We start from the raw sequence: 25,390 nt of genomic DNA on the forward strand, positions 1-25,390 counted from the left end.
TTCAACGAATATTAACAGTATCATCGTGCTGGTATTATCTCTTTGTTTCTGCGTTGCGACCGAAAACTTTGCCTAATTACAACTGAAGTTCGAACCATATCATGAAAAAAGGTTATTTAACCATTGTAACGATCCTTATCTTTTTACAATCAGCTCGTGCCCAATGGACACTTAGCGGAACCAACATCTCAACAAATCCGACGTCCGGTAATGTGCAGATCGGTCTAACGTCCCCGACGATAATCAATGCCTCGTCGGTCTTGTTTCCTTCAGCGATCCCTAAGCTGGAAATCCTAACCGGCACAGATGGTGCCGCTGCTTATTCAGAGATGATAACGCTCCGACATACCGGGATCGGCTCGGGGGCGCTTTCCAGGCAGCTCGGAATGTTATTCAAACTTTCCAATGAAGGGAACACCCAGGAATCAAATAAGATGGGGGGAATAATGGTGGAAAGTAGCAGCGCTTGGGCAAATCATATTTCGCTGAGCCTGATTACGGCCGGCGCCAAGAGACTGACTATTGATGAAACGGGTAATGTCGGTGTTGGAACCAATGATCCCTGGGCCAAATTAACGGTATATGCTTCATCGGTATTAGGCGGTAGCCCTAAGGATTCCGTTTTATTAAGCTCTGTTAGCGGCAGAGGGGGAGCCTCAAATACGTTTAAAAATAACATATGGCTGGTGAGGAATTCTGCTGGCAGTGATTGGACGTCAACCAATCTGCATGACGGCATAGCTGTTGACGGTTCGTTCGGGAGTCCTCAAACAGATACCAAGACCTGGTGGGAACGGAACCCTTATAAAGATATTCAATCCTGGGGCAATGCAGCAAATACCTACCTGTCAATAAACAAGGGGAATGTCGGCGTAGGAGTTATAGATACTAAAGGATATAAATTGGCGGTCAACGGTGGCGTCATCGCCACTGCGGTTACGGTTAAACTGAATTCAGATTGGCCGGATTATGTATTCAAAAGAGATTATAAGCTTCCTTCATTAGCAGCAGTTAAAACCTATATCGATCAACACCAGCACTTACCAGAAATTCCATCAGAGCAGGAAATAGTCAAAAAAGGACTTGATCTGGGAGAGATGAATAAAGTACTGGTGAAAAAAGTGGAAGAGCTGACTTTGTATTTACTGGAACAAAAAGAAGAAACCGCGAAACAAGCACAGTTACAGGAAGCACGAATTAAACATCTGGAGGAACGGCTAAATCAATTGGTTCATTCAAAAAATGAATAAAGCCATAATCCATACGCAAATAGATTTCTACACCTTAACCAACTGAAGAAACAAATAATCTTAACCCTATTATGAAATTTTTTTACTTAATCATCGGAATCATATTATTAGCCAGTTATGATGGGTACTCGCAGAACTCTTTCCCAGCGACCGGCAATGTTGGCATTGGAACCTCAAACCCACAAACCTCACTGGATGTGCAACATATCGGTACCGGAAATACAGGAGCCATTGTCAGTATCCAGGGATTTGACGATAATGGAGGTGCTGGTGGCTATCTGCGGCTGGTCAAATCAAGAGGAACTACCGTGGGGACATTTACGACCACAGCCCTTGGCGACGGCTTCGGTACCGTCGATTTCATGGGCGTAACTGCCGGTAATGTGATTGGGTATGGTGCCCGTATTGTAGGCAGACAGGACGGAACAGCGGGCAATACTTATATTCCCGGCAAACTCTCCTTTTTTACAGGAAATCTGTCCGATGCGCTTGTCGAACAGATGACGATAACTTCATCGGGTAACGTGGGTATCGGAGCACCAGCACCAATTGCTGACTTTCAGATAGGAAACGGGTCGGTTGCATTATCATTTGGCAGTGCCAACAGCGCCAATTTACATTATGGGACCAGCTATATAGGTTTTAATGCAGCGCGAGCGAGTACGGGTTGGACCGTTGCAGGTAATGGAGTGAACAATGGCGGCGGAGTTATTTACAGTGACGTATTTGGCAACATCTATATGGCTCCCATTGCTTCCAATGGTGCGGGCGTTCAAACACTCGCCGATCTGGATATCAAAAGTAATATTGCTTTTAGTATTACTCCTGCTGGTGTGGTACGAGCCAAACAGATCAAAGTAGAAACGACCAACTGGCCGGACTATGTTTTTAAAAAGGATTATCAATTACCATCATTAACAGATGTCAAAGCCTACATTGATCAAAATCAACATTTACCGGAAATTCCATCAGAGCAGGAAATAGCCAAAGACGGATTGAACCTTGGCGAGATGAATAAACTGTTGATGAAGAAAGTGGAAGAGTTGACCTTGTATCTGATCGAGAAAGATAAAGAGAAAACAGAACAGGAACAGACCAACAAGGTGTTGACCGCTCAGATCAGTGAACTGAAAACACGACTGGACTCGCTTTCCAAAGTACTTCAGGACAAGCAGCAATAAAATGCGGAGCTGATTAAACCAATTACCAATAAACCTAAATTACTAATATTGCTATGAAATATTTTTGGTTAATAATAATCTGCATTGCTGCTTGTATGATTTCTCAACAGCAAGCAAAAGGACAAACGCCACCACCTTCTTACATACCTAATGTAATCCCCCCTTCGCCAAATGCTGCGACATTGATGAAGTTCGTTGATGTCCCGGTTAGTCCTTATACAGGGACAGCGGATGTTTCGGTTCCCATTTATACCATTAAAACAAAAGGGATCGAGGTCCCCATCAGCTTAGCCTATCATACAGGAGGGATAAGATTAGCGGAAGAAGCAGGCAGTACCGGATTAGGCTGGGCACTTAATGCCGGGGGGATGATTTCCAGAACGATCAACGATAAGGATGATATGGGAGGGAAATATTTTGGCACTGATGTACCCCAGCCCGCCGGAGATCTTTCAGAATATCAGCCGGCAAATAACCATCTCAATGAGCCGCTTGAAATCAATGTAAATAAATATATCACGAAATTTGATTGCAGTTACATGGTAAATTTTGGCCCTGGGCTGGGAGTTGGATATAACTTTTTGACGCCTTTCGGTGGCGGTCTTAACGATTATATTTATGACCTGGAGCCGGATACTTATAGTTATAATTTTGCGGGTAAATCCGGGAAATTCATCATAACCCGTGATAAGCGGATTGTCCTGGAAAAGCAGGATAATATCAAAGTTCAGTTTATTCAAAATACCCAGGATCAAACAACCTGCACATTTGTCATTACAGATGAGGAAGGGAACAAATTCTACTTTAATGATATTGAAAGGGTAGGTTCGGCTACACTTGCCCAATTAAGCCCCAGTTCCTGGCACCTGTCAAAAATCGTAACCCAGCAGAATGAAACCATTCAGTTCTTATATGAAGCCAGTGGTACCACTACAACTATACCTGCCAACTATCAGTTATACAATTACTTTTGCACCGAGAGCCTGATTAACAGTAACGCGGCTGCTACAAATTATCAGAATATTACGCTGAAGACCATTGACTTCCCGACGGGGCAGTTGCAGTTTGTATCTGATTTCAGCCGTACTGACCTGGCAGGTGCCAACAAGTTAAATGCAATAAAACTATACGCTAAAACAAACTCAGGCTTAAAATATTTAAATGAACGTGATTTATATTATTCCTATTTTAATCCTAATACAAGTGGATCAGAGCGGTTGAGATTAGATAGTATCAAGGAAATTTCCGGAAGCAATTCACTTAAACCTTATGCATTTGATTATAATCTGCCAACGAATGGAGACTACAGTAAACATTCCTATAGTATAGATCACTGGGGTTTTTATAATGGAGCGGGAAATACCATATTGATACCAAGTGTAAATGTGTTATTTGAGTCGCCTTCTATACAGTCTCAGATTTTTACATTCAACGGTGCTAACAGAGAGCCTTCACCTTTCGGAGTACAACAGGTTTACGCCTTGCAAAAAATAACGTATCCGACAGGCGGGAGTTCTGTGATCGATTATGAACCAAATACTTATGATGAGCGCCAATCTACCCTGGGTCAGCAGCAGGAAAATCCAAATGTGGTACTTACAACTGTCGATACCGTATTAAATATCAGATCCTCAAGCAGCGGGACGATCGACTTCAGTAAGATATTTCCGATAATCCCTAATGGCCAATCCGGCACTAATGCGACGTTAACAGTGGCTTTCGTATCTAATTACAGCACTGGCTGGCCTTATCAGGACAGGGCTGGCTATAACCGCTGCTATTTTGAATTTGTCGGACAACATATTGATTTATCCAGTTCAAACCTGACCTGCGGAGGGCCTGTCTGTAGTATTGCCATTCCGCTAAATATTCAGGCACCGGTTAATGTTCCCTATCAGTGGACTGCTTATTATGATTCTTCCGCTATCCCACCTGCCGACTTTTCAGAGATTCATGTGACGGTGCAGTTCCAGGCTTCCAAAACGGCGGTAAACAACAACAATCCCACGCTTACCGGCGGAGGACTAAGAGTCCATACGCTTACGGATTACACTTCATCAGGAGTAGTTGCAAAGAAAAGGGCCTGGGATTATCACTATGGATCATCTGGTCAATACACTTATGGCAAACTCATGTCTACTCCTTCTTATGTTCATAAAGAGCTCGCTGCCACATCGGAGGGAGGATCTTGTTTGGGGTTGGTATTGTACAGCAGTAGTAACACGAATTTGACCAGTGCGATACAGGGAAATATTGTCGGTTACAGTCAGGTCACTGAATTTACCATTAATCCGCTGAACAGCCTTGATAACGGTAAGATTGTTTACAATTATGTCAATAACATTGATTCGCTTATAAATTACGGAGGACTAAGATATCCGGGTATTCCCAATATGGGCGACAATCTCAATGGGTCATTATTATCAAAAATAACTTACCGAAATACGGGTGGCCAGTATTTCAAAGTCAACGAATCACATAATTACGCACATGTAACTAACCGGATAGTTTACTACAGCGCAAAATATCGTGATAAGCAAGGGGGATCAACGGGCAATTGTGATGGACAAACGGGAACAACCAATGCCGGAATAGCAGAGTTTTTTCCATCGATCAAGTCAGAACGTGTGCTGCAGGATTCTACCCAGGAGATCACCTACGATAATGATACCACTAAATATATAGTGAGCAGCAGTAAAATGTTTTACGACAACCCGGTGCATTATCAACTAACCCGCCAGGTTACTACGGATAGCAGGGGAAACAAACACGTGAGCAAAGTCACCTATCCGCAGGATTATATCGTTTCAGGAGGGCTGACCAACAATACGATCCTGGATACGCTGATCCGGCGCAATATGCTTGCTGAAACGATCGAAAAACGGGACAGCATCTTTTACCGCGGAGTGGCGACCGGACTTGTTGATGCCGCATCCTTTACCAAGTATAAACAGTTAAACACCGGAACGGTCGTGCCTGATAAAATGTACAAGCTGGATGTTGTCAAACCCGTGAACGACTTTCAGGGGATGATGGTCAGTGGTAATACCATCAGCCAGGACAGCCGTTACCGGCAGCTGATTAATTTTGACGGCTATGATCATGTGGGCAATGTTTCGCAATACACGGTAACGGATAAACCGCCTGTCTCCATTATCTGGGATTATAAAAGAGTGTCCCCCATTGCGCAGGTGAGCAACGCGGATTCCCTGTCGGTGGCCTATACCAGTTTTGAGGCAGATGGTATGGGACACTGGAGCGTGGCATCTGCAACAAGAGTCACCACAAACGCTCTAAGCGGCGCAAACGCCTATAATCTGGGCAACGGTTCCATCAGCAAATCCGGTCTGACGGCAACGAACAACTATATCGTATCCTACTGGACAACAAACACCGGCCCCTTAACTATTGCAGGAACCATGAGCGGTTACCCGGTAAAAGGAGCTACGAATAAAGGCTGGACCTACTATGAACACCAAATAACCGGAGTTTCTACGGTTACAGTGTCGGGAACCGGCAATATTGACGAGCTTAGGTTGTATCCGGCAGGCGGACAGATGACGACCTATACTTATGACCCGTTAGTCGGAGTGACAAGTTTAACCGATGCAAAAAACCAGGTCAGCTACTATGAGTATGATGGTTTCCAGCGATTGCGTGATGTAAGGGACCAGGATGGGAACATCGTGAAACATGTAGACTATCATTACCAGGGACAATAAGCAGATCAATAACCTAAAGAACCTTCATCATATGATCATCAATCATCATTATAAATACCTGCTTGCTGTATGGAGTATATTACTCTGGACCTTAGGTGCAGTGGCACAAACAGAGGTAACTACGCCAATGACAGGTACACCCTCGGCAGGAGAATATTATAGCACCAGCAGCATCACGTTAAGTCCGAACTTTAGTTTTACAGCTACAGCGGGGAATAGCTTTCATGCCTATATCCAGAGTATAGATTGTCAGCCGCTGAATCTGAGCCTTAGCGTAAACCAAAATTATATCCTGACCTCGGTACCCCTTATCGGAGGTTTTACCAGTAACGGGTCCGGGGTAAACACGGGAAGCTTCGCAAACCGAAGCACCTGCGAGCTGATGCAGAGCGTAACCTATTTTGACGGTTTGGGACGGCCTTTACAATCCATACAGATCAAAGGCTCCCCGGACGGGCGCGATATCGTGCAGCCTGTGGCGTATGATCCTTACGGTAGGGAAGCTATAAAATATCTCCCCTATGCCGCGGTCTCAAGCAGCAGCAACGGAAGCTATAAGGGAACCGCAATGGCGGACCAGTCCTCGTTTTATATCAGCCCTTCTGGAAGTACCTGGAAGGCACCGGGCGTCGTGGTCATTCCTGCAGTCGGCGGAACTTCGCCGACATTTGCCCAAACGGTCTTTGAACCTTCCCCGCTGAACCGGATAATCGAACAGGGGGCGCAAGGCGCGGACTGGCAGCCTGCCGCAGGTCATACGGTCAAACAGGTATACACGATAAACAATATCAATGCGCTGACGGATACCGGGAACACAAGATTGGCAGCGATGTATATTGCCACAGCTAATGCTAATGGCAGCCGGAGCTTAACAAGGGCAGCCGGAGCCGCGGGCAATTACCCGGCCGGTCAGCTGTATGTAACCATAAGCAAGGATGAGAACTGGAAGAGCGGCCGGGGAGGTACGACGGAAGAATATAAGGATAAGGAAGGGCACGTGGTACTCAAACGTACATTCAACTATACCGGGACGACACTACAGATCTTGTCGACGTATTATGTATACGATGAATTGGGGAACCTGGCCTATGTGCTTCCTCCGGGAACCAACCCTGACGGAACAGGTGTCCCCACTACAGTGAGTAGCCTGGGTTATAGTTACCGTTATGATGAGCGAAACCGGCTGACACAAAAAAAGATCCCCGGAAAAGGCTGGGAGTTTACAGTCTATAATAAACTGGACCAACCGGTACTCACCCAGGATAGTACCCAAAGAACGGCCAACCAGTGGACAACAACTAAATATGATGCGCTTGGCCGGGTGATCATTACCGGGCTATGGAACGCGGGCTCGGTTATTCCTTTAACCACCTTGCAGGGCAGCATCTATGGAGGGAGCCAGTGGGATATTAGGAATACCGCAGATAATACGACCGGGTATACCATCACGAGCTATCCCGCACTGAGCAAGACATTGACGGTGAACTATTATGATGACTATAGTGGCATTCCGAATATTCCGGGGGACTTTGTGGTAACGGGGAACAGTACAATGACACGGGGACTGCTGACAGCGACCAGGACAGCGGTGCTCAATACCATTACCAGCGCGACCCCGGATTATCTCTGGACAGCACATTATTATGACGATCAGGGCCGGAACACCGTATCCTACCAGCAGCATGATTTGGGCGGGACGGTGAGCCCTTATAACTACGACGTGGTCAATACGAGCTATAATTTTACCAATAAGCCGGACAGTGTCCGTCGCCAACATTATACCAAGACTACGGCAGGTACGGCCAAACAATTAGCAGTAACAGTAGATAACCAGTATCGTTATGACCATATGGGCAGGAAATTGAGTACCTGGGAGCAGCTTACTAATCCCGGGCAGCCGGCGGGTACAAGGACACTCATCTCCCAAGCGGAATATAATGAGATCGGCCAATTGTATAAAAAACACCTGCACAGTACGGATAGCGTAACGTTCCGGCAGGATATCACCTATGCGTATAATGAAAGGGGTTGGCTGCTGAAGAGCACGTCGCCTTTATTCTCCGAGCAATTGTATTACAATACCGGAACGAACAAGCAGTATAATGGTAATATTGCCTACCAGTTCTGGGGAGCAGGATCAACGCTGGATAAAAACTACACTTATGGCTATGATCAGCTGAACCGGCTGACTTCAGGAAATTCGACACTGGGTAACAATGAAAATAGTATTACCTATGATAATATGGGTAATATCACAGCGTTGAAGCGGTATGGCACCAGCTCATTGATTGATCAGTTGAGTTATACTTATGCTACAAATAGCGTCAAACTGGCCAGCGTCAATGATGCGACCACGAGCGATGCGGGCCAAAAACAGGGCACGACGAGTTATACCTATGACGGCAACGGTAACCTGAAATCAGACAACAGCAAAGGTATCACCAGTATTACGTATAACCTGCTGAACCTGCCGCAGGTGATCACGGGCAAGAGCACGACGTATACCTACGATGCCACGGGGCAGAAGCTCAGCCGGGTAATCGGCACGGACCGGACCGACTACATAGGGGGCATCCAATATGAAAACGGCACGATCAGCTTTATTCAGACAGAGGAAGGCAGGGCATTGCCGAACGGAGGTACGAACTATAACTATGAATACACGTTAGCAGACCATTTGGGTAACAGCCGGGTGAACTTTGACACTGCCACGGGTACGGCTAGGCTGGTACAAACGGACGATTATTATCCTTTCGGGATGGATATTAAATCGGGTACGATACCAAGCGTGAAAAATAACTATCTTTATAATAGAAAGGAATTGCAGGAAAACTTGGGATTATATGATTACGGTGCACGTTTCTACGACCCTGTGATAGCAAGATGGACAACCGTTGATCCGTTGGCGGAGAAAGGAAGAAGGTGGTCACCTTACGCTTATGTATTCAATAATCCAATGCGTTTTATCGACCCAGACGGTATGTGGGGTGATATTTATAATCTAAATGGAACTCACGTTGGTAATGATGGTGTAAAAGACGATAAGGTTTATGTTCAAAAGAATAAAGACGATACCCAATTAACAAAGGAACAGTCTCTTGCGGCTGAAAAGTCTGGTGCAGTTCAAAAATTAGACATTGGTGAAAAAGAACTTGAACATTTTGCAGCTAATGTATATAATGAAACGCCGGGACTTGGTAAGACGGAAAGTGATAAAGTTGCCAGCGCAATGGTAAATAGGGCAAAATCACATAAACAAAGCATTATGGTGATGCTGAATAACGTAATGTTTAATGGTGATAGTGAGGAAAAGAAGATGTCAGAAACATGGAGAAATACAGATTCGAAAGGTAAATATCCAGGACACAAGTTCCCGATAAGGAACGTTGCAACGAATAATTATCGTGAATTCATGAATACCTCGGTAGATGGCAGAAATAGCGTGTCCGCTTTCAAAACTGCCGTTAGATCTACAGTAATTCAGTTTACTTTTGGCGTTGACTTAGTTAATGGAGCTGACTCTTGGCGAGGTGATGGGCAGCATAATCATTATTCAACAGGGAATTAACATGAAAAATATAATCTTAATCTGTATGCTTTTTACATTGGCTAAAAGCGGAGAAGTAAGCAGTTTGCCAACAATCGATAATAGTAAAAAACCGAATTATAGCATGATCGTTGATAGTAGCTCTATTATCAACGGTCTCTATAAAAATCTTAAAGTCATTCCTTCGATCGATGGGTACGCATTCGGCTATAAACACACTTACGATCCCAAAAGTAAAATCATAAAAATTGTGTGTGCAAAAAAAATTGGTGACACCAATGTGGAATATGATGTGGAGTTGAAAGATACCAATGGTGTGTACACTCGAAATTCCTTTTCCATAGGGGATGATTATAAATACATCACGAGTTATTTCCTTTTAGACGGCATAAAACTATCACTTAATAAAGTGCATGCATTGAATAGTGAAGACGATTTTTTAACCCAGATTAGCAACATTTGGAGTAGCGGTAATACCGTCCCAACCATAAAGGTTTACAAACCAGCAAAAAATAAAATCGTTCTGATAAAAGGAATAGACACTTTTTGTAATGGACATAATTGTACAGATTATGTAGTTTATATATTACAAAAAGAGAATGGTAAGGGAAGCATAAATGCTATACATTTTGATGGAACAAACGGTTGTTATGACTTTAATAACTTCAAACTGTTTTATAGTTCAAAGGATGTTACTCCAGCCATTTTGGTACCTAAAAATAGCCGTCCTGTTAAATCAAAACATGATGTTGATACGTACAAAATCCACTTTGAAGGTATAAAAAGATGAAAAGCTTAAGCCTAATAATATTGCTAAGCATTGCTTGTACCGCAGGAGCGCAAACAGCAAAACAGGACAGCGCTCACCGCGCATATCACTTGCAGCATAAGAAAGACCCTAAGCAGCATAACCCTTATGCGTTTGCGGACAGTGCAAAAGGCAAAAAGCCAGCAACAAAACCAAAGAAAAAAACAAACTGATATCAAATGACAAAGCCCCTGAAAAGGGGCTTTGCTCGTTAATAAGTGTCTTTACTTAACAAGTTCCTGAATATGCCTCTTGGTGATAAAAGCATCGATAAATGTCTTCACAAGATGTTTGTCCTCCGGACTAAATAACTCCACTTCTTTAAACTGTTTGAGCAACTCCCGGTCGGTCAGTTGCACCGTTACTGAAGCATCGTTCACATCATCATTTACAGGTAATCGGTCGTAGTATCTAATGCTTTAGCCAGCTTAGAAAGCATGTCAGCTGCGGGCTTGGCCTTGCCTGTCTCATAGCGGCCAATCGGTACATAGGAGTTCAGGTGATCTTTTGTTAAGCAATCAAAAGCGGGAGAAGCGGGAGCTGTCAAGGGAACGTGGAATAAATGGGTGGTGTGTAAAAGGCTGCGTGGGTTTATGCCGAGAAAGTCCCTTTACTGCTTTCACTTCGGAGACTACCTTTGCGGTAACAGATGATCAGCTTAACCCGGTAACCACCATGAAAAACGGGCTAATCATCCACCGGCACCACCGGAAAAACCAACATCCCCTCGGCCTTGCAAAAGCAAAATCAACGCTTATCTTTACAGTACAAATCGTTCTTTATAACGCCCAAAAAGCGCAAACAGAAAACCTGGAAAACCGTGAAATAAGTGTAGTAACCAGTACGATTATGGCGCGCGCTTTTACGACCCAGTAATTGCAAGGTGGACAAGTGATGATCCGTTGGTGGAGAAGATGCGAAGGTAATCACCATATAATTATGGGTTTAATAATCCGATTAGGATGGTCGATCCAGATGGGATGGCACCAAATCCCATTTATGGCACAGACGGCTCGTTGTTAGGCACCGATGATAAGGGATTACAGGGACAAGCTATAGTTATGAAGAAAAAGGACTTTAAACAGGGAATGAATCATAATGAGGCAGTAAAAAATAGCACCTATAAAGAGGGAGATCCCAATTACGGATTTGATAGTAAAGATGCTGCAAATAAATATGCCACTAACTCCGTTACCTTAAAAGATCGACCTGACTATGATGGTTTTCTAACCAAATCCGAGACTGATGCTTGGTGGAAGGGGAAATCTGAAGATCCATTATTTGTAGACGAGAGCAAAATAAATCTTCCGGGCGTAACTACCGCATCATTCGGGAATCAAGATGGTGGCACATTTTCTAAAAACTTTGTTTGGAATTTAGGAGGCGAGGACGGCTTGACCACTACAGGGAAGGTATACAGATCGTTAAATTTGACCCTATTGGATTCAAAAACAGGGGCTGTGATGATTGGAAATGAAAACAAGGTAGATACGTATAAATTCGACATGCAAAAAAATAGACCACTAAGAAATATTGTTACCTGGGCGGGTAGACCCGGCGGGTCAAATGACGGAAAAGATTTCGTTATTAAGGGTTATGGGCATGCGACTGTACCAATTGAAAAATAACGATATGAAAAAAGCGTTAAAACTATTATCTATTGTATTAATTTCAGGAATCTTATATTTAATATATAATGACCTTGCCTTCGAGCCATTAAATAAAGCTGATTTTGCAAAAATATTCGTTGGATACAATGGCAAAACAAAACTTGTCTGTAAAAAAGACTTCATCGGCATTACTACAAGTGGAGATTTTTTTGAGCTTTATGTGTATTCTGTTGATGACGTCATGGTTAATAATAACTACCCTCAGTTTAGTAATTGGGAGAATAGTACTGTCACCAAGGAAACGACTATTGGGAAATGGCAGAACTGTCCTATCAATAAAGATGTTGTAAAACTGTATAGATTCACTATAGGGGCCAATAATCTTAATACTTCCGATTGCGCCATCTCATTTAAAAACGAGATACTAAATCCCCGAAATTTCTACAGTTATATATCAATTAGCGACACAGAACAATATTTTCTTCTTTATTCATCAGCGACAAACAAGCTTTACTATATACGCCGAAAAGAGTAGTGTATAAAGCAGATCGTGTACCTAAGTTATAGTTAACATAACAACTTACAAGCCCTATGAATTGAAAGAAGAGGCTGTCTTCAAAAGGGCAGCTTCTTTTGTTATAGGATGCTTTTTTGTGTATCTTAAAGACATGGGAGGCAAGGTAGTCTTTAAGGCATATGATCCGGACCAGTTAACGTTTTTACCGTATAAACTGGAAGAGTTGGTACCGTCAGGTCATCCGGTACGGATAGTTAAACAGGTGGTTGACGCGGTCGATGTCAAGCCACTCAACCGGAAGTACAAAGGCGGCGGCGCGTCGAGTTTTCATCCCCGGCTAATGCTGAAGCCGCTGGTTTATGGTTATCTGACCAATACTTATTTTTCACGTAAACTGGAAGACCAGGCGGCACAAAACGTACACTTTATGTGGCTATTGGGCATGAAGAAGCCTGACCATAATACGATCAACCGTTTCCGTAGCGAAAAGCTATCAGGGGTACTAAAGCAGATATTCTCACAGATCGTACTGTTGTTACAACAGGAAGGTATCGTATCGTTGAAGGAGGCCGTTTTTATTGATGGTGCCAAGATAGAATCAGCGGCGAACAAGTACACCCTTGTATGGGGCAAAAACATCAAGGTGAATAAAGAGAATATGAAAACCCAGCTTGATGAACTATGGGATTATGCGCAAAGTATTGCTGCTGAAGAACTCAAAGACACCGCACCGCTGGAATACAGCGAGATCAACCCGGCGAAAGTAAAGGAAACCATCGCAAAGATCAACGCGGCATTGGAGGATAAGGAAGACGTGGCGGGGAAAGTAAAACAAAAGCTGAACTATGCAAAAAAGCATTGGCCGGAGAACCTGGCCAAATATGATGAACAGGAAAAGTTATTGGCAGGGCGCAACAGCATGTCAAAGACGGACCCGGATGCCACGTTCATGCGGATGAAAGAAGATCATATGCTGAACGGTCAACCTAAACCTGTTTATAACGTGCAGATATCCACCCAGCCAAGCCGGGCTTTGTTATTTTGCTATACACAGACAGCACTGCCGAGTAGGATATGAAGATCATGGATTACCAGCGCGAAATGAGCGTGGGGCTGATAGATCAGTTTGCAGAAAAGAAAGTACGGGAACAGCTTAAAAACGTGCAGTGGATGTTAAAGCCTGTCAGCGTTAAAAAAACCTTACGCTCCTTACCTGCAACTGCCGGAAGACGTCTTTAAGCCACGCCGCACCATGTTATTGCTTCCCTGTTTACCGAAACCATTACTTACTACCACCAGTATCAACGGGAACTGAATTAAAAATGATCATCGAATTGTTCAATGAGCCATCACAAGTAGAAATAGTGTCCATTAAAAAGAAAAATCGCGTCTGATTAAAAAAATAAAAATTTTTATTCCGGTAAAGCCCGAGTTAACTGTCGTGTCTTATAAACCGGGCTATGCCGGTTACTGAATATGGACAAGAAAGAAGTAAAGGAGTGGTCCCGAAACTACATCCGGGGAAAGCTGACCGAGAAACAAAAAGCTATGTTCGAAGCCTGGTACCTCGATACCGGCGAGGACGCCGTATTACCACCTGATGAGCGGATCGAACAGTTGCGCCGGGAAATATTCCAGGATCTGCCTCGCGACGACGGAAGGAGATCGCCTGGCAGCTTTCTCATGGCGGCAGCCGCAGTCACTTTGGTCATGGTTTCCCTGGTCCTCCAGGTCGTATTCCACAAAGGGAACCTGACCGATGGTGATAGTCACCAGAACATACTACCCGGCGGTAGCCGGGCAGTGCTTACACTCGCAAACGGCGAAAAGATCGATCTTGCCCAGGCGGCGACCGGCCGCCTGGAGGCCGGTCGCGGTATTATCAAAAAGGCACCCGGACAACTCGAATACTTCGATGATGGCCATAGGTACACGGATGGCCAGGCTGGGGAGGATAGGATAGCCACTCCCGCAGGGGGCATCTGGCAGCTCCGGCTGCCGGATGGCACGCAGGTCTGGCTTAATAATTCATCTTCGCTCACCTATCCCAACACTTTTGAAGGACAAAAACAGAGAACGGTTAAACTGGAGGGAGAGGCTTACTTTGAAGTTTCCAAAGATAAGGCGCACCCTTTTGTCGTCAAAAGTGCTGGCCAGGAGGTGAAAGTTCTTGGAACACATTTCAATATTAAAGCCTTCAAGGAGGATCAATCTACCAGGACGACCCTTTTGGAGGGCCGGGTTGTGGTCAGCAGCGAACGAAGCCCGCTAACGAAACAGTTAATCCCTGGCGAGCAAGCGCTTTTGAGCAAAGGTCAAATGATCGTCAGCGCTGTGAGTACCGAACAGGTTACGGCCTGGAAAAATGGTTATTTCCGGTTTGAAAATACTCCTGTTGAGCAGGTAATGCGTGAGCTGTCCAGGTGGTATGGGATCGATGTCCGCTATGAAGGGCCTCTTTCCCATGAAAGACTGACAGGCAGGATCTCCCGCTCCAAGAATATCAGCAAGGTGCTGATGGCCTTAGCGGCAACACAGACAGTACACTTTAGAGTCGAAGGGAGGAGGGTGACCATAATGAAGTAAAACCAATCCATAAGAATCAGTTAATTAATTAGCCAGGAAACCGGGTCCGACCCCGGTGACCTGGCTTAAGCTGGCATCTTAAAAATCAAAAATTATTAACTCCTGCGCTGCTTCCGGCCCCTGTCGAAAATAAGCCCGTTGCAACGCTGCCAAACTTCAACAACGAATGTACAGTTTTTACAAAGAAAAATTGGTACGGCCCTGCCGCCGTGCCTCATTGGTCCTCAAGGCCTTCCTGCTCGCGGCCATATTAATGGTGATCCTCAATATGCAGGTTAGTGCCAGCCCAATGACTCAAAAAGTTACTTTAGCCGAAAAGAACAGCGCACTGCTGTCTGTAATGGAAAAGATCAGCACGCAAACTGGTTTCGATTTCATTTTGCCGGATGGCGTAATACCGTTTGCCAAACCCGTGACGATCACTGTCCAACAGGAGGAGCTCGCCCAGGTCCTCAAAAAAATATTTGATGAACAGCCGCTCAATTATGAATTGCAGGAAAAGATCGTAGTGATATCCCGTAAAATGCCTGCCGTGGCGCAAAAGCTAGGAACCGCCCCGAAAGCGTCTGTAAGGGTAAGCGGAGAAATCCTTGATTCTACCGGCAAGGGCCTGAGTTCGGCAACCGTTCAGATCAGGGCCCGGGGCACTGTTACCTATTCCGATGAGCACGGACGGTTCGCCATTAACGCCGAGCCGGGCGATCAGGTTTCGGTTTCCTTTGTTGGATATCAGACTTTTACTTTTACCGTTCTGGAAAATATGCCTTTTCAAAGCATCAGGTTGAAAGCGGCAACTGCTGCCATAGCAGAGGTCGCCGTCGTATCTACCGGATATCAGAACCTGCCCAAAGAACGGGCGACAGGTTCGTTCGCCCAATTAAACAATGAACTGATCAACCGCCGTGTAGGCACGGATATCGTGAGCAGGCTTGAGGGAGTTACTCCCGGACTATTATTCAACCGCAATACGAGCGGCGCTTCACGAGGCAATAACGACATCAGCATCAGAGGAACGAATACTCTTTTTTCCAATAGTCAGCCCCTGATCGTTTTGGATGGTTTTCCCTTCGACGGCGATATCAGCAACATCAATCCTAACGATATTGAAAACATCACCATTTTGAAGGACGCGGCGGCAGCAAGCATTTGGGGCGTGAGGTCGGGAAATGGCGTGATCGTATTGAATAGCAAAAAAGGGAAACGAAATGAAAAACTCTCCGTCGAACTCAACGCCAACCTGACGGCATCCGCCAAACCCGACCTGTTTTATAATCCCAGCTATCTGAATTCCTCAGACTACATCGATATCGAACAAAGATTGTTCAAAACCGGATTCTTTGACGGACAGATCGGCGACCCGCTCCAGGTTACTTCGCCGGTCGTTAACATCCTGGCAGCGCAACGCGAGGGGAGTTTGTCCGCGGCTGACGCCGACGCGCAGATCAATGCGCTGCGGAAACAGGATACCCGCAGCCAGCTGGATAAATATTTTTACCGACGTGGTTTCCTCCAGCAGTATAGCACGAACCTCCGCGGCGGGGGGGATAAAAGTGATTATTACTTTTCCGCAGGCGAGGACCATAATGCTGCGACATTGACAGGGAATGACAACAACCGGATCACGCTGAATGCGAACTATAATTTCTATCCCTTAAAAAACCTGCAGCTTTCGGCTGCGGTTAACTATATACAGACTAAGGCCAACGCCAACAGCACTGCTGCCAATATTACTGCAGGCGGGCGTTACGTCAATTTTAGTTTTCCTTACGAATCTTTTGCGGATGGAAACGCCAATGCACTGCCTATAGTAAAGGGTATGAACTACGAATTTGCAAAAGGTGCGCAGCAACAGGGCTACCTCGACTGGCTTTATCGTCCACTGGAGGAACTCAGGAATGCAGATAATACCAGTTCTTCTGTCGAAAACCGGATCAATGCAAGCGCGCAATACCGGTTGATTCCCGGACTGGATCTCTCCCTGAAATACCAGTTTGAAAAACAAATCACCAACGCCGATAATTATTACAGCCAGGCGACCTATTACACCCGCAATCTGATCAACGAGTACGCGCAACCCAGCGGCGACGCTACTTTTACGTACCCGGTTCCCAATACAGGGATATTGCAGCAATCGGACGGCGTATTGACCTCCCATCATGCGCGGGGGCAAATCAGTTTTGACCGGGAGGTTTCAAACGGGCACCGGGTGACCGCAATCATCGGCGCCGAAGTCAGCTCAGCTATCACCGAAAGTCGGGGCGAAACAGTCTACGGTTATGACAAAAATACGCGAACAAGCTTTGCGCAGATTGACTATGCCAATTATTTTAACCTGAACCCGGAAAGCGGTGCCGCGCAGATCCCGACGAACCTTGGTTTCGAAAAATTCACCGATCATTATATTTCGTATTTCGGAAACGCCGCCTATTCCTACCTGGACCGGTATTCTTTTTCTGTCAGCGGCAGGATCGACCGCTCCAATCTTTTTGGGGTTTCCACAAATCAAAAATCAGTACCATTATATTCAACCGGCCTTGCCTGGGATGTCAGCAAGGAACAATTCTACCATATTTCCTGGCTTCCCAATCTTAAAGTGCGCGCGACCTACGGTTATAATGCCAATGTGAATAAAAGCGCGTCCGCGATCACAACGCTGGAGCAGCAAAGCAATGCTTACTACTCGGGTGTACCCTATAATATCATCAACAGCCCGGGTAACCCCGAACTACGCTGGGAGAAAGTTCGCATTGCTAACTTCGGGATGGACTATAGCCTGAAAAACAACCTGCTATCGGGTAGTTTCGAATATTACACCAAACGGGGAATCGACTTGTTCGGGACCTCACCATTAGCGCCCTCGGCTGGTTTTACGACGTTTTTCGGGAATACCGCCAATACCGCCGGGCACGGTTTTGATTTCGTGCTGAACACGCGGAATATCTACCGGAACGATTTGAAATGGGTGAGTAACCTTTTGCTTAGCTATGTCATCGATAAAGTCACGGTGTATGACAGCCCTGCATCGGCCCTGACCTACCTGGCCTCCGGCAGCGGGAACGGCGGGACGATCACCCCATTCGTAGGTCAGCCGATCTACGGCATATACAGTTTCAGGTCGGGCCCGTTGACCCATGATACCGGAGACCCACAGGGTTACATCGACGGCCAGCTCAGCACCGACTACAAAAATATCATTTCAAAGACAGGAATAGCTGATCTCTATTATAACGGGCCATCGAGGCCGACCACGTTCGGCTCGTTGAGGAATACTTTTAGTTACAAAAACTGGACGCTGTCCGCCAACATCATTTTTAAGCTTAACTATTATTTCCGCAGGACGTCTACTGGCTTGTCTTACGACCAGATCGCCTATGGGCTGGTGAACAGCGATTACGCAAAGCGCTGGCAGAACCCGGGTGATGAGGCTCATACAAACGTTCCTTCCATATTGATGCCGCCCTCCAGCGCTGACCGTTATACTTTCTATCAATATTCGGAGGCGCTCGTTGATAAAGGGGATCATATCCGGCTGCAGGATATCCGCCTTGCCTATGCCTTTAGGCCGTTTGGCGGCAATACCCCGGTATTTAAAAGGCTGGAGGTCTTCAGTTATCTAAATAATCTGGGCATTCTTTGGCGTGCCAACAAAGACCACCTCGATCCGGATCTGTATGCTGGCGCATACCCGCTTCCGCGAACATTATCTATTGGATTTAACGCTCGATTCTAAACCATGAGAAAAACAATCACCGGCCCTTTGTTCGGGTGCATCGTATGCATCATAGGCCTAATTTTAAACGGGTGTAAGAAACAGGATGATTTCTTAAACACCAAACCTAACCAAGCCCTGAAAACGCCAACCACACTGGCGGACCTGAAAGGCCTGTTACAGAATGAAGACGTCTTTAACAGCCAGCCCGACCCCGGGCTGGGTGAGATTGCTTCGGATGATTTCCTGATCGAGGACGCCGTGTTCCCCACATTATCATCCACGGACCGGAATTCCTATACCTGGGCAAAAGAGGTATTCGATGCGACAACTACCCAATCCTCGGACTGGAACTCACCTTACCAGATGGTTTACTACGCCAATGTGGTGCTGGATGCATCGCCAGGCATTACCCCATCGGTCGGCGAAAAAGCTTCGTATGAACAGATTAAGGCAAGCGCATTATTTTATCGGGCATGGGCTTTCTATGGATTATTGCAAACTTTCGCCCTGCCTTATGATAAGGCCAGGGCAGCGGAACAACCGGGGATTCCCTTGCGGCTGAGTTCCGACCTCAATACGCACCCGGGCAGGTCGAGCATTGCGGAATGTTATGCAAAAGTTCTAAGTGACCTGAAAACAGCGCTGCCTGCTTTACCGGTTACGCCGGTGTACAAGACTGCTCCTTCACAACCTGCGGTGAACGCCCTGCTGGCCCGGATCAGCCTGGCCATGGGGGATTATACGGCTGCGCTGACTTACGCAAATGCCTGCCTGTCGCAGTTTTCTACGCTAACAGATTACAACACGCTGAACAAGCCGACGACGACCGCTATTGATATCAGTTACTTGTCGGAGGATATTTACCATTCCAATATGGTAGGGCATGTCGTGTACAGTGTGCGCCGGGACAGTTATATCGACCCTGAGTTGTATAACAGCTATGACCCGAACGACCTGCGCAAAACCAAATTCTTTACGATCCTCGACGGCCTGCCACAATACCCGCGGTTCGTCGGTTCATACGATTACAAAGGCTTGAAGTATGACGGCCTGGCCGTGGACGAAATTTACCTGATCAAAGCGGAATGCCAGGCGAGGGCCGCTGATCCGGCAGGCGCAATGGCTTCGTTAAATACGCTCCTTCAAACGAGATGGAAGACCGGGACATTTGTACCTTATACCGCTGTAAGTGCCGACGACGCGCTGGTGCAGGTGCTGAAGGAAAGGCAGAAGGAATTGCTGTTACGTGGCCTGCGCTGGACAGATCTTCGCCGCCTCAACCTCGAAAGCCGGTTTGCGGTTACACTCCGGCGGAAGGTGAACGGCGTAAGTTATACGCTGCTGCCGAACGACCCCAAATATGCATTCCCTATCCCCGATATTGAGATTCAATTGGGAGGGCTACCCCAAAAACCAAGATAACCAGGAGGATTGTATCATGAAAAAAATAATATTCTTCATTTTGATATGGATACTTACTGCTGTTCAACTGTTCGCAGTTGAACACTTGGCTTTGATTAGCGTGAGCACGGATTTCTTAAAAGATGGAGATACGGTCACTGTTACTGTTTTTCCTTATGCCGGGCGGTTAGCTTACTTCAAATCTTCATTTACTGTTCCCGCAAAGGGTAACTGCTTTACACTGGAAATTCCCGTGTACGATAAACCACAATTCATCCTGATCCGGTTCAATAAGCCCGAAAAGCCAGACATCGGTCCCTTGATCCTTTTTCCCGGAGATGACCTGCAGGTTAGTATTCAGACCGGTAAAATTAACTTTAATGGCCAGTCTGCGCAACGGTTTTATGTGCAGCAGCAGTTGGAAGCCGTGTCGGCAGGCTTCAGGAACCAATTTAGAATAATTTACGCCCCGGATGCCTTGGCCATGTCCTTTGCCCGGATCGATTCCTGTGCTGCAATCTGCCTTCGCTTATTGGAAAGAAGGAAAGGGGACATTGGCGAATCTGCATTTACGCTGCTGAGAAACGATAGGATTGCCGAAGCGATCACCACCAAACTGGGATATGTGACCTACGCATGCTTGCATAAAGCCGAACAGGTACAGCATGATTATATCGCCGCCTTCCGGAAATACGCAAAGCCTTTTAATGGCTATCCTACATTTGTTGCCGTGGATAGTTCAGACAAGCCGACTTCAAAGTTCGCGGTCGAATTGATTTATCAGCAATACCTGGTCGATTCCTGTATCCTTGCCCGAAGAAAATTCAACCTGCATGATTGTTATGTATATGAATCCAGGAATTTCAAAGGCGAAATGCGGCAGCAATTGCTAACTGAGCTTTTTATGCTCAAAAGGAACAGCCCGGAACTCTCCCTGACTGATATTGACGGTGCGCTGGGCTATGTAAGCAATCCCGGGTTCCGGAAGGTGCTCGAAAAAATGAGGGAATTAAATACAGTGGGCGGAATGGCTCCTGAATTTATTCTCAGAGATGATAATAACAAAGAAGTTAAATTGAGTGACCTTCGTGGTAAACTGGTGGTCCTGGATTTCTGGTTTACGGGCTGCGGTGCCTGTAAAGCATTGGCACCGGCGCTTTATACGCTGGAAAAGAAATATGCTGGCCATCCTGTCGTGTTTCTTTCGGTTTCCATAGATAAATCGCGGGAGCATTGGCTGGCCACGCTAAAAACCAATCAGTATACTTCACCATTGGCTGTCAAATTATATACTGAAGGAAGAGGCGACCAGCACCCGGTCATCAGAGATTTCGATGTCCATGGCTACCCGACCATCATTATACTTGATAGAAAAGGAAGGTTTTGCCCGAAGCCGGAATTGAATGAGCAAGGTTTGTCAGAAATGATAGACCGGTTTCTTTGAAGCACAAGACCATCTGCCGGTTTCCGGCAGATGGTTGTGTTTATTAAAGTGTAACAAACACGTGGTCAGTAGCGTCGTGGCCCGCAGGGATCTGGTTGTCACTTGGTGCCGTGGTGGTCGAAATCTGGCACACGCGGCTGGTCACTGTTAAACATTGCGCAGTGCTCGGGTTGGGAACGGTTTTGGTCCAGTGAAAACCGTTACCGGCAGTTTGCCTTGCATAGTAGGTTGTTGCCAATGGTTTCGGACTTTGCGCAAATGCACTGCCTAAGCCTGTTAACGCTGCAATGGCCATCAGGCCCATTCTGATTTTTTTCATGGTTTTTAATGTTTAGAAATGTTCACGGATTTTACCACAGGACCCGTATTAACCTGATTTCGCGCGCGAGAAATATCTTGTGCCTTTAAGGCTTTTGTTTCCGAGTTGAATGTTTTGGCGCGCGGTAGTATCTCAGGCACATCCAGGCCAGGAACACATAGGCCAGATTGAGGACAGAGTGGAGACCCCAGCCGAGTGATTTGATCACGCCGCCGCAGGCACAGGGCGCCTTTGGAAACAAGTGAAGCCATGCCGCACCAACATATAAAGTAAAAACGGTCATCATCGCCAGGAATGCAAAAAGCCCTGTAACGCGTGTCCTGTCAATGACCATCAATGCCGCAACGAGGATTTCAGATCCGGGCAGTAAATAGGTCATTGGTGCTGTCAACCACCCCGGCATATGCTGGAAGCGCATGGATATTTCAAAATCCTTAAAGTCCAGTATTTTACTGAAGCCGGTGTACAGGAACAGGAGTACCAACAGGCCGGTTATGATCTCGTATGTCAATTCTTTTTTCATGATTTATTTGATAAGATGATAGGGGAAGGGAATTTCATGCGGATGCGAGAACCGAAGCAGGAAATGTAATACACCAGCGTTCCCTGACCAGAAATCCGCTGTTGGTTCGAGTTGCGTGCCGTCGAGCCAATAACATAAGTTTTCATCGCGATAACAGCTGTTAAGCAGTACGGCCTCGATCGCGCTTGCACGATTGTACCACTCTTGGTCGCCGAAAACCCGGAAGGCTTCGAGGTAGATTTCGCCGAGCCCGGCGAGACCGTTGCCAAACGAACAATAATTGCTGGTAATATGCGGCGGGTGAAAAGAAAGAACGTCTGATGCGATCTTCTTGTATTCTGGATCCCCCAGTACTTCGTATGCTTTGATGAATGAGAGCGCAACCCCTGAAAAACCGTGTTCGAGCCAGGGATCGATAGTTTTGTTTTCCGCGCTGACCGACCAGGTTTGCCGGTTGTTTTCTGACCTGCGTTTTTTTGTGAGCCAGATTAATGCGGCATGAATCCGTATTTTCAATTCTTCGGAACCATATTTCGTATAACAGGACAGTAAAAAGTAGGTAACGCCAGCAACGCCGTGTGAAAAACCGGTGACCTGGTACCTCTTTCCGTTGGGAGACCCAGGTGCTGTTGTCCAGGAGCCATCTTTGTGCTGCAGAGCCGATATGCGGCTGATGACATCTGCAAGCTGGAGCGGATCCGGCATTACCGCAGGGTTATCCATGAGGTAAAGTAATTTTAGTCCCTTTCCCGCAAGGCCGTTTGAAATTGACGCAGTATTTAACCTGTCGTCATCCGCCGACGGAACAGCCTTACTCACGAAATCGAGCATCAGCTTGCTACTGTCGCTTTTTATTTGGGATAATTCAACGGCAAACAAGAGCAGGTCAAGCTCAGACATTTCGATTACATCCGGGTATTTTAGCCGCGCAACTATGCCTTCAACCAGGGACCTGTCCCCGCCCTGCGAAGAAGCATATCTGTTGAGTAATACCAGGATGGTTAATTCTGCAACGCCTAAGGTTGGTATTAAAGTGGATAGTGTTTTGGCTCCATCGAATAATACGTTTTCAAGGGAAGCTGATTTAGTCGCCGAAAATTGAATTGCTCCTGCGGGTTGGTTCGTCTTCAGGATGGTATCGTAAAGCTCCAAAGTAAGACTGATGTCTTTTAGGGAGCTCCGACACTCGGGATCTCTGTCCAAACACGACACGATCATGGATATCATTGTACGAGACTCGATGAACCTGGCAAGATTCACCTCCAACAACCTGGTATTCCTGTGGTTTAGTTTATTTGGCAAAACGCCCGTAAAGACAAAGATTAATAATGCGCCAAAGCTATAAATGTCATCTTTCTTTGAAGGCGACTCGCCTGCCGCTTGTTCCGGCGACATATAACCAGGGGTACCTAAAGTAAAGTGCGGCTCGGGTGCGCCATTTCGTAAATCATAACATAATTCAATATCAATAGCGAATACCTGTCCTGCTTCGGTAACGATAAAGTTCGCTGCGGTCACATCCCGGTGTACAAATCCTTCCTGGTGGAATATTTCCAGTATCCTGGCTACCTGTAACAGATAATTGATCATCATTCTTTTGTTTTCAACCGGCATCGAGCGCCATGTTCTGCCCTCGCTCAATTGGGCCGCTATCTGAGTGAGGGATATGGATTCTTTATACTCCATCGCAAAAAAACCGTCACCATAAAGTTCGAAATACGCTATCGGCTTAGGGAGGATTCCCATGCCAGCAAATTGCTGATGGATCCGGTATTGCCACTTTAAGCGGTCTGTCGCATCCCGGCCGCAATTGTCAAAGCTTTGGTAGTACCTTCCCTGTTTCACTATGCACCATTGCATATTGTAAATGCTGTTAATTTTCAAAGCTTTTACTACATTGCCCTTCGGATCTCTCTTCAATGTTTCGATCGGAATATATTGCCTGTTAAGGAGGCGGCTTTCTTTGCAGGCTTTGAGCGGCCTGATATGTTGGAATGGCCAGGACAGGCGATTGGCTTTCAATACCTCAATTATAGCATCCGCAATAGCCGACCCATAGAAGATCGATTTTGTGGTCTGGCCGGAATTGATATCTTCGAACAGAGACCCCAAACCGACCGCAATTACACTGGTCAGGTGATAGGCGCAAGGCATTGAAGGGCCGATCACTTCCTTGGTAAGGTTCTCCAGTTTGTTAAATAGTCCTGCTAAATCATCGTCAGGGTTAAGATAGATGGAGATGACTTTGGCAGTGAGGTGAAAACAAGTCGCCCCGCCCAGGATGTCGTTGTGTTGTTCAGCGTCCGCAGGTATAGCAAATGACAGGCGCTCCGTTTTCAGGAATTCCAGGATTGATCTGATGGCCGAATCAAATTGCTGGCGGATGATTGATATATGGATAAGCCAGCCCTCAATGTCGTTCGCTGAGCCGACGAGCAGGTAGGGTGGGATATGCGAAAATGAAATATTTTGTTCCCGGAGGTAAATGGAATATCCGGGCTCCGATTTTCCGGAAGTATTGATCGCTGTATGCAGTGGTTCCGCTGCTGATCCATTTTCTTTGACCGATGCATGTTCCATTTCCGTCGCTTGTTTAAGAATTATCTCTTTACAAGCAAAGGAACAGGGTTTTAGAATGCGAAAACAGTGGGAAAAGGGTGGTAAACCCGTGGCAAAAAAAATGTCAAATAGGTATGATGCAAGTGGTGATTCTCATTTTTACGCGTTATTTAGCTTGCGACCAGGAGTTTTACTATCCGGCGAGCTATCA

General features: G+C 46.0%; 18 protein-coding genes and 1 pseudogene. 15 read left to right on the top strand and 4 right to left on the bottom strand.

What is annotated here, in order from left to right; translation table 11 throughout:
- Positions 1 to 101 precede the first annotated feature (101 nt).
- The 6 genes from SNE25_RS08880 to SNE25_RS08905 all read left to right on the top strand — a co-directional run bounded on the left by SNE25_RS08880 (position 102) and on the right by SNE25_RS08905 (position 10,681).
- Positions 102 to 1,250 carry a hypothetical protein gene (locus SNE25_RS08880; protein ID WP_321564737.1) on the top strand — a complete coding sequence of 383 codons (1,149 nt, stop codon included), beginning with the start codon at positions 102 to 104 and terminating at the stop codon, positions 1,248 to 1,250.
- A gap of 71 nt (positions 1,251 to 1,321) precedes the next feature.
- Positions 1,322 to 2,431: a hypothetical protein gene (locus tag SNE25_RS08885; RefSeq protein WP_321564738.1), complete on the top strand. Its 1,110-nt coding sequence runs from the start codon at positions 1,322 to 1,324 to the stop codon at positions 2,429 to 2,431.
- 185 nt (positions 2,432 to 2,616) lie between these two features.
- Positions 2,617 to 6,153: an RHS repeat domain-containing protein gene (locus SNE25_RS08890; protein WP_321564739.1), complete on the top strand. Its 3,537-nt coding sequence runs from the start codon at positions 2,617 to 2,619 to the stop codon at positions 6,151 to 6,153.
- A gap of 31 nt (positions 6,154 to 6,184) precedes the next feature.
- Entirely contained in the window at positions 6,185 to 9,721 is a 3,537-nt protein-coding gene (locus SNE25_RS08895; RefSeq protein WP_321564740.1) for a DUF6443 domain-containing protein, read from the top strand.
- 1 nt (position 9,722) lies between these two features.
- On the top strand, positions 9,723 to 10,490 hold the full coding sequence (locus tag SNE25_RS08900) for a hypothetical protein (protein WP_321564741.1): 768 nt from the start codon (positions 9,723 to 9,725) through the stop codon (positions 10,488 to 10,490).
- Complete coding sequence (locus tag SNE25_RS08905) at positions 10,487 to 10,681, top strand: hypothetical protein (protein ID WP_321564742.1); 195 nt, start codon at positions 10,487 to 10,489, stop codon at positions 10,679 to 10,681. The genes SNE25_RS08900 and SNE25_RS08905 overlap by 4 nt, the downstream gene beginning before the upstream one ends.
- 215 nt (positions 10,682 to 10,896) lie before the next feature.
- Here the strand turns inward: SNE25_RS08905 and SNE25_RS08910 are convergent, their stop codons facing one another.
- The gene (locus tag SNE25_RS08910; protein ID WP_321564743.1) at positions 10,897 to 11,055 is read right to left on the bottom strand and encodes a helix-turn-helix domain-containing protein; all 159 of its coding nucleotides are present in this window, start codon (positions 11,053 to 11,055) and stop codon (positions 10,897 to 10,899) included.
- A 38-nt stretch (positions 11,056 to 11,093) separates the two neighbouring features.
- Between SNE25_RS08910 and SNE25_RS08915 the strand changes: the two genes are divergently transcribed.
- The 9 genes and pseudogenes from SNE25_RS08915 (at position 11,094) to SNE25_RS08955 (ending at position 21,778) form a co-directional block, all read left to right on the top strand.
- On the top strand, positions 11,094 to 11,384 hold the full coding sequence (locus tag SNE25_RS08915) for a hypothetical protein (RefSeq protein WP_321564744.1): 291 nt from the start codon (positions 11,094 to 11,096) through the stop codon (positions 11,382 to 11,384).
- An 86-nt stretch (positions 11,385 to 11,470) separates the two neighbouring features.
- Positions 11,471 to 12,136 carry a hypothetical protein gene (locus SNE25_RS08920; protein ID WP_321564745.1) on the top strand — a complete coding sequence of 222 codons (666 nt, stop codon included), beginning with the start codon at positions 11,471 to 11,473 and terminating at the stop codon, positions 12,134 to 12,136.
- Positions 12,137 to 12,140: 4 nt separating this feature from the next.
- Positions 12,141 to 12,653, top strand: a complete 513-nt coding sequence (locus SNE25_RS08925) for a hypothetical protein (RefSeq protein ID WP_321564746.1) — start codon at positions 12,141 to 12,143, stop codon at positions 12,651 to 12,653.
- Between the two features lie 133 nt (positions 12,654 to 12,786).
- A pseudogene (locus SNE25_RS31850) lies at positions 12,787 to 13,149 on the top strand (transposase); the annotation flags it as partial.
- A gap of 560 nt (positions 13,150 to 13,709) precedes the next feature.
- Positions 13,710 to 13,874: a hypothetical protein gene (locus SNE25_RS08935; RefSeq protein WP_321564748.1), complete on the top strand. Its 165-nt coding sequence runs from the start codon at positions 13,710 to 13,712 to the stop codon at positions 13,872 to 13,874.
- Positions 13,875 to 14,111: 237 nt separating this feature from the next.
- A complete protein-coding gene (locus tag SNE25_RS08940; RefSeq protein ID WP_321564749.1) occupies positions 14,112 to 15,221 on the top strand; it encodes a FecR family protein in 1,110 nt (369 codons plus the stop codon).
- 166 nt (positions 15,222 to 15,387) lie between these two features.
- On the top strand, positions 15,388 to 18,951 hold the full coding sequence (locus SNE25_RS08945) for a SusC/RagA family TonB-linked outer membrane protein (RefSeq protein ID WP_321564750.1): 3,564 nt from the start codon (positions 15,388 to 15,390) through the stop codon (positions 18,949 to 18,951).
- A gap of 3 nt (positions 18,952 to 18,954) precedes the next feature.
- Positions 18,955 to 20,355, top strand: a complete 1,401-nt coding sequence (locus SNE25_RS08950; protein ID WP_321564751.1) for a RagB/SusD family nutrient uptake outer membrane protein — start codon at positions 18,955 to 18,957, stop codon at positions 20,353 to 20,355.
- A gap of 16 nt (positions 20,356 to 20,371) precedes the next feature.
- Entirely contained in the window at positions 20,372 to 21,778 is a 1,407-nt protein-coding gene (locus tag SNE25_RS08955; RefSeq protein ID WP_321564752.1) for a TlpA family protein disulfide reductase, read from the top strand.
- Between the two features lie 43 nt (positions 21,779 to 21,821).
- Here the strand turns inward: SNE25_RS08955 and SNE25_RS08960 are convergent, their stop codons facing one another.
- The 3 genes from SNE25_RS08960 to SNE25_RS08970 all read right to left on the bottom strand — a co-directional run bounded on the left by SNE25_RS08960 (position 21,822) and on the right by SNE25_RS08970 (position 25,200).
- Complete coding sequence (locus tag SNE25_RS08960) at positions 21,822 to 22,097, bottom strand: hypothetical protein (RefSeq protein WP_321564753.1); 276 nt, start codon at positions 22,095 to 22,097, stop codon at positions 21,822 to 21,824.
- Positions 22,098 to 22,182: 85 nt separating this feature from the next.
- Entirely contained in the window at positions 22,183 to 22,620 is a 438-nt protein-coding gene (locus tag SNE25_RS08965; RefSeq protein WP_321564754.1) for a MauE/DoxX family redox-associated membrane protein, read from the bottom strand.
- 3 nt (positions 22,621 to 22,623) lie between these two features.
- Entirely contained in the window at positions 22,624 to 25,200 is a 2,577-nt protein-coding gene (locus tag SNE25_RS08970; RefSeq protein ID WP_321564755.1) for a lanthionine synthetase LanC family protein, read from the bottom strand.
- Positions 25,201 to 25,390 lie beyond the last annotated feature (190 nt).

Source organism: Mucilaginibacter sabulilitoris, assembly GCF_034262375.1.
GTDB lineage: Bacteria > Bacteroidota > Bacteroidia > Sphingobacteriales > Sphingobacteriaceae > Mucilaginibacter > Mucilaginibacter sabulilitoris.

Excerpts from the sequence above, each read along its gene's own strand:
- SNE25_RS08935 (WP_321564748.1), top strand. The coding sequence starts at position 13,710 with ATGAAGATCATGGATTACCAGCGCGAAATGAGCGTGGGGCTGATAGAT.
- SNE25_RS08905 (WP_321564742.1), top strand. The coding sequence starts at position 10,487 with ATGAAAAGCTTAAGCCTAATAATATTGCTAAGCATTGCTTGTACCGCA.
- SNE25_RS08945 (WP_321564750.1), top strand. The coding sequence starts at position 15,388 with ATGTACAGTTTTTACAAAGAAAAATTGGTACGGCCCTGCCGCCGTGCC.
- SNE25_RS08925 (WP_321564746.1), top strand. The coding sequence starts at position 12,141 with ATGAAAAAAGCGTTAAAACTATTATCTATTGTATTAATTTCAGGAATC.
- SNE25_RS08900 (WP_321564741.1), top strand. The coding sequence starts at position 9,723 with ATGAAAAATATAATCTTAATCTGTATGCTTTTTACATTGGCTAAAAGC.
- SNE25_RS08885 (WP_321564738.1), top strand. The coding sequence starts at position 1,322 with ATGAAATTTTTTTACTTAATCATCGGAATCATATTATTAGCCAGTTAT.
- SNE25_RS08970 (WP_321564755.1), bottom strand. The coding sequence starts at position 25,200 with ATGGAACATGCATCGGTCAAAGAAAATGGATCAGCAGCGGAACCACTG.
- SNE25_RS08880 (WP_321564737.1), top strand. The coding sequence starts at position 102 with ATGAAAAAAGGTTATTTAACCATTGTAACGATCCTTATCTTTTTACAA.
- SNE25_RS08955 (WP_321564752.1), top strand. The coding sequence starts at position 20,372 with ATGAAAAAAATAATATTCTTCATTTTGATATGGATACTTACTGCTGTT.
- SNE25_RS08960 (WP_321564753.1), bottom strand. The coding sequence starts at position 22,097 with ATGAAAAAAATCAGAATGGGCCTGATGGCCATTGCAGCGTTAACAGGC.
- SNE25_RS08950 (WP_321564751.1), top strand. The coding sequence starts at position 18,955 with ATGAGAAAAACAATCACCGGCCCTTTGTTCGGGTGCATCGTATGCATC.
- SNE25_RS08890 (WP_321564739.1), top strand. The coding sequence starts at position 2,617 with ATGAAGTTCGTTGATGTCCCGGTTAGTCCTTATACAGGGACAGCGGAT.
- SNE25_RS08965 (WP_321564754.1), bottom strand. The coding sequence starts at position 22,620 with ATGAAAAAAGAATTGACATACGAGATCATAACCGGCCTGTTGGTACTC.
- SNE25_RS08920 (WP_321564745.1), top strand. The coding sequence starts at position 11,471 with ATGGTCGATCCAGATGGGATGGCACCAAATCCCATTTATGGCACAGAC.
- SNE25_RS08895 (WP_321564740.1), top strand. The coding sequence starts at position 6,185 with ATGATCATCAATCATCATTATAAATACCTGCTTGCTGTATGGAGTATA.
- SNE25_RS08940 (WP_321564749.1), top strand. The coding sequence starts at position 14,112 with ATGGACAAGAAAGAAGTAAAGGAGTGGTCCCGAAACTACATCCGGGGA.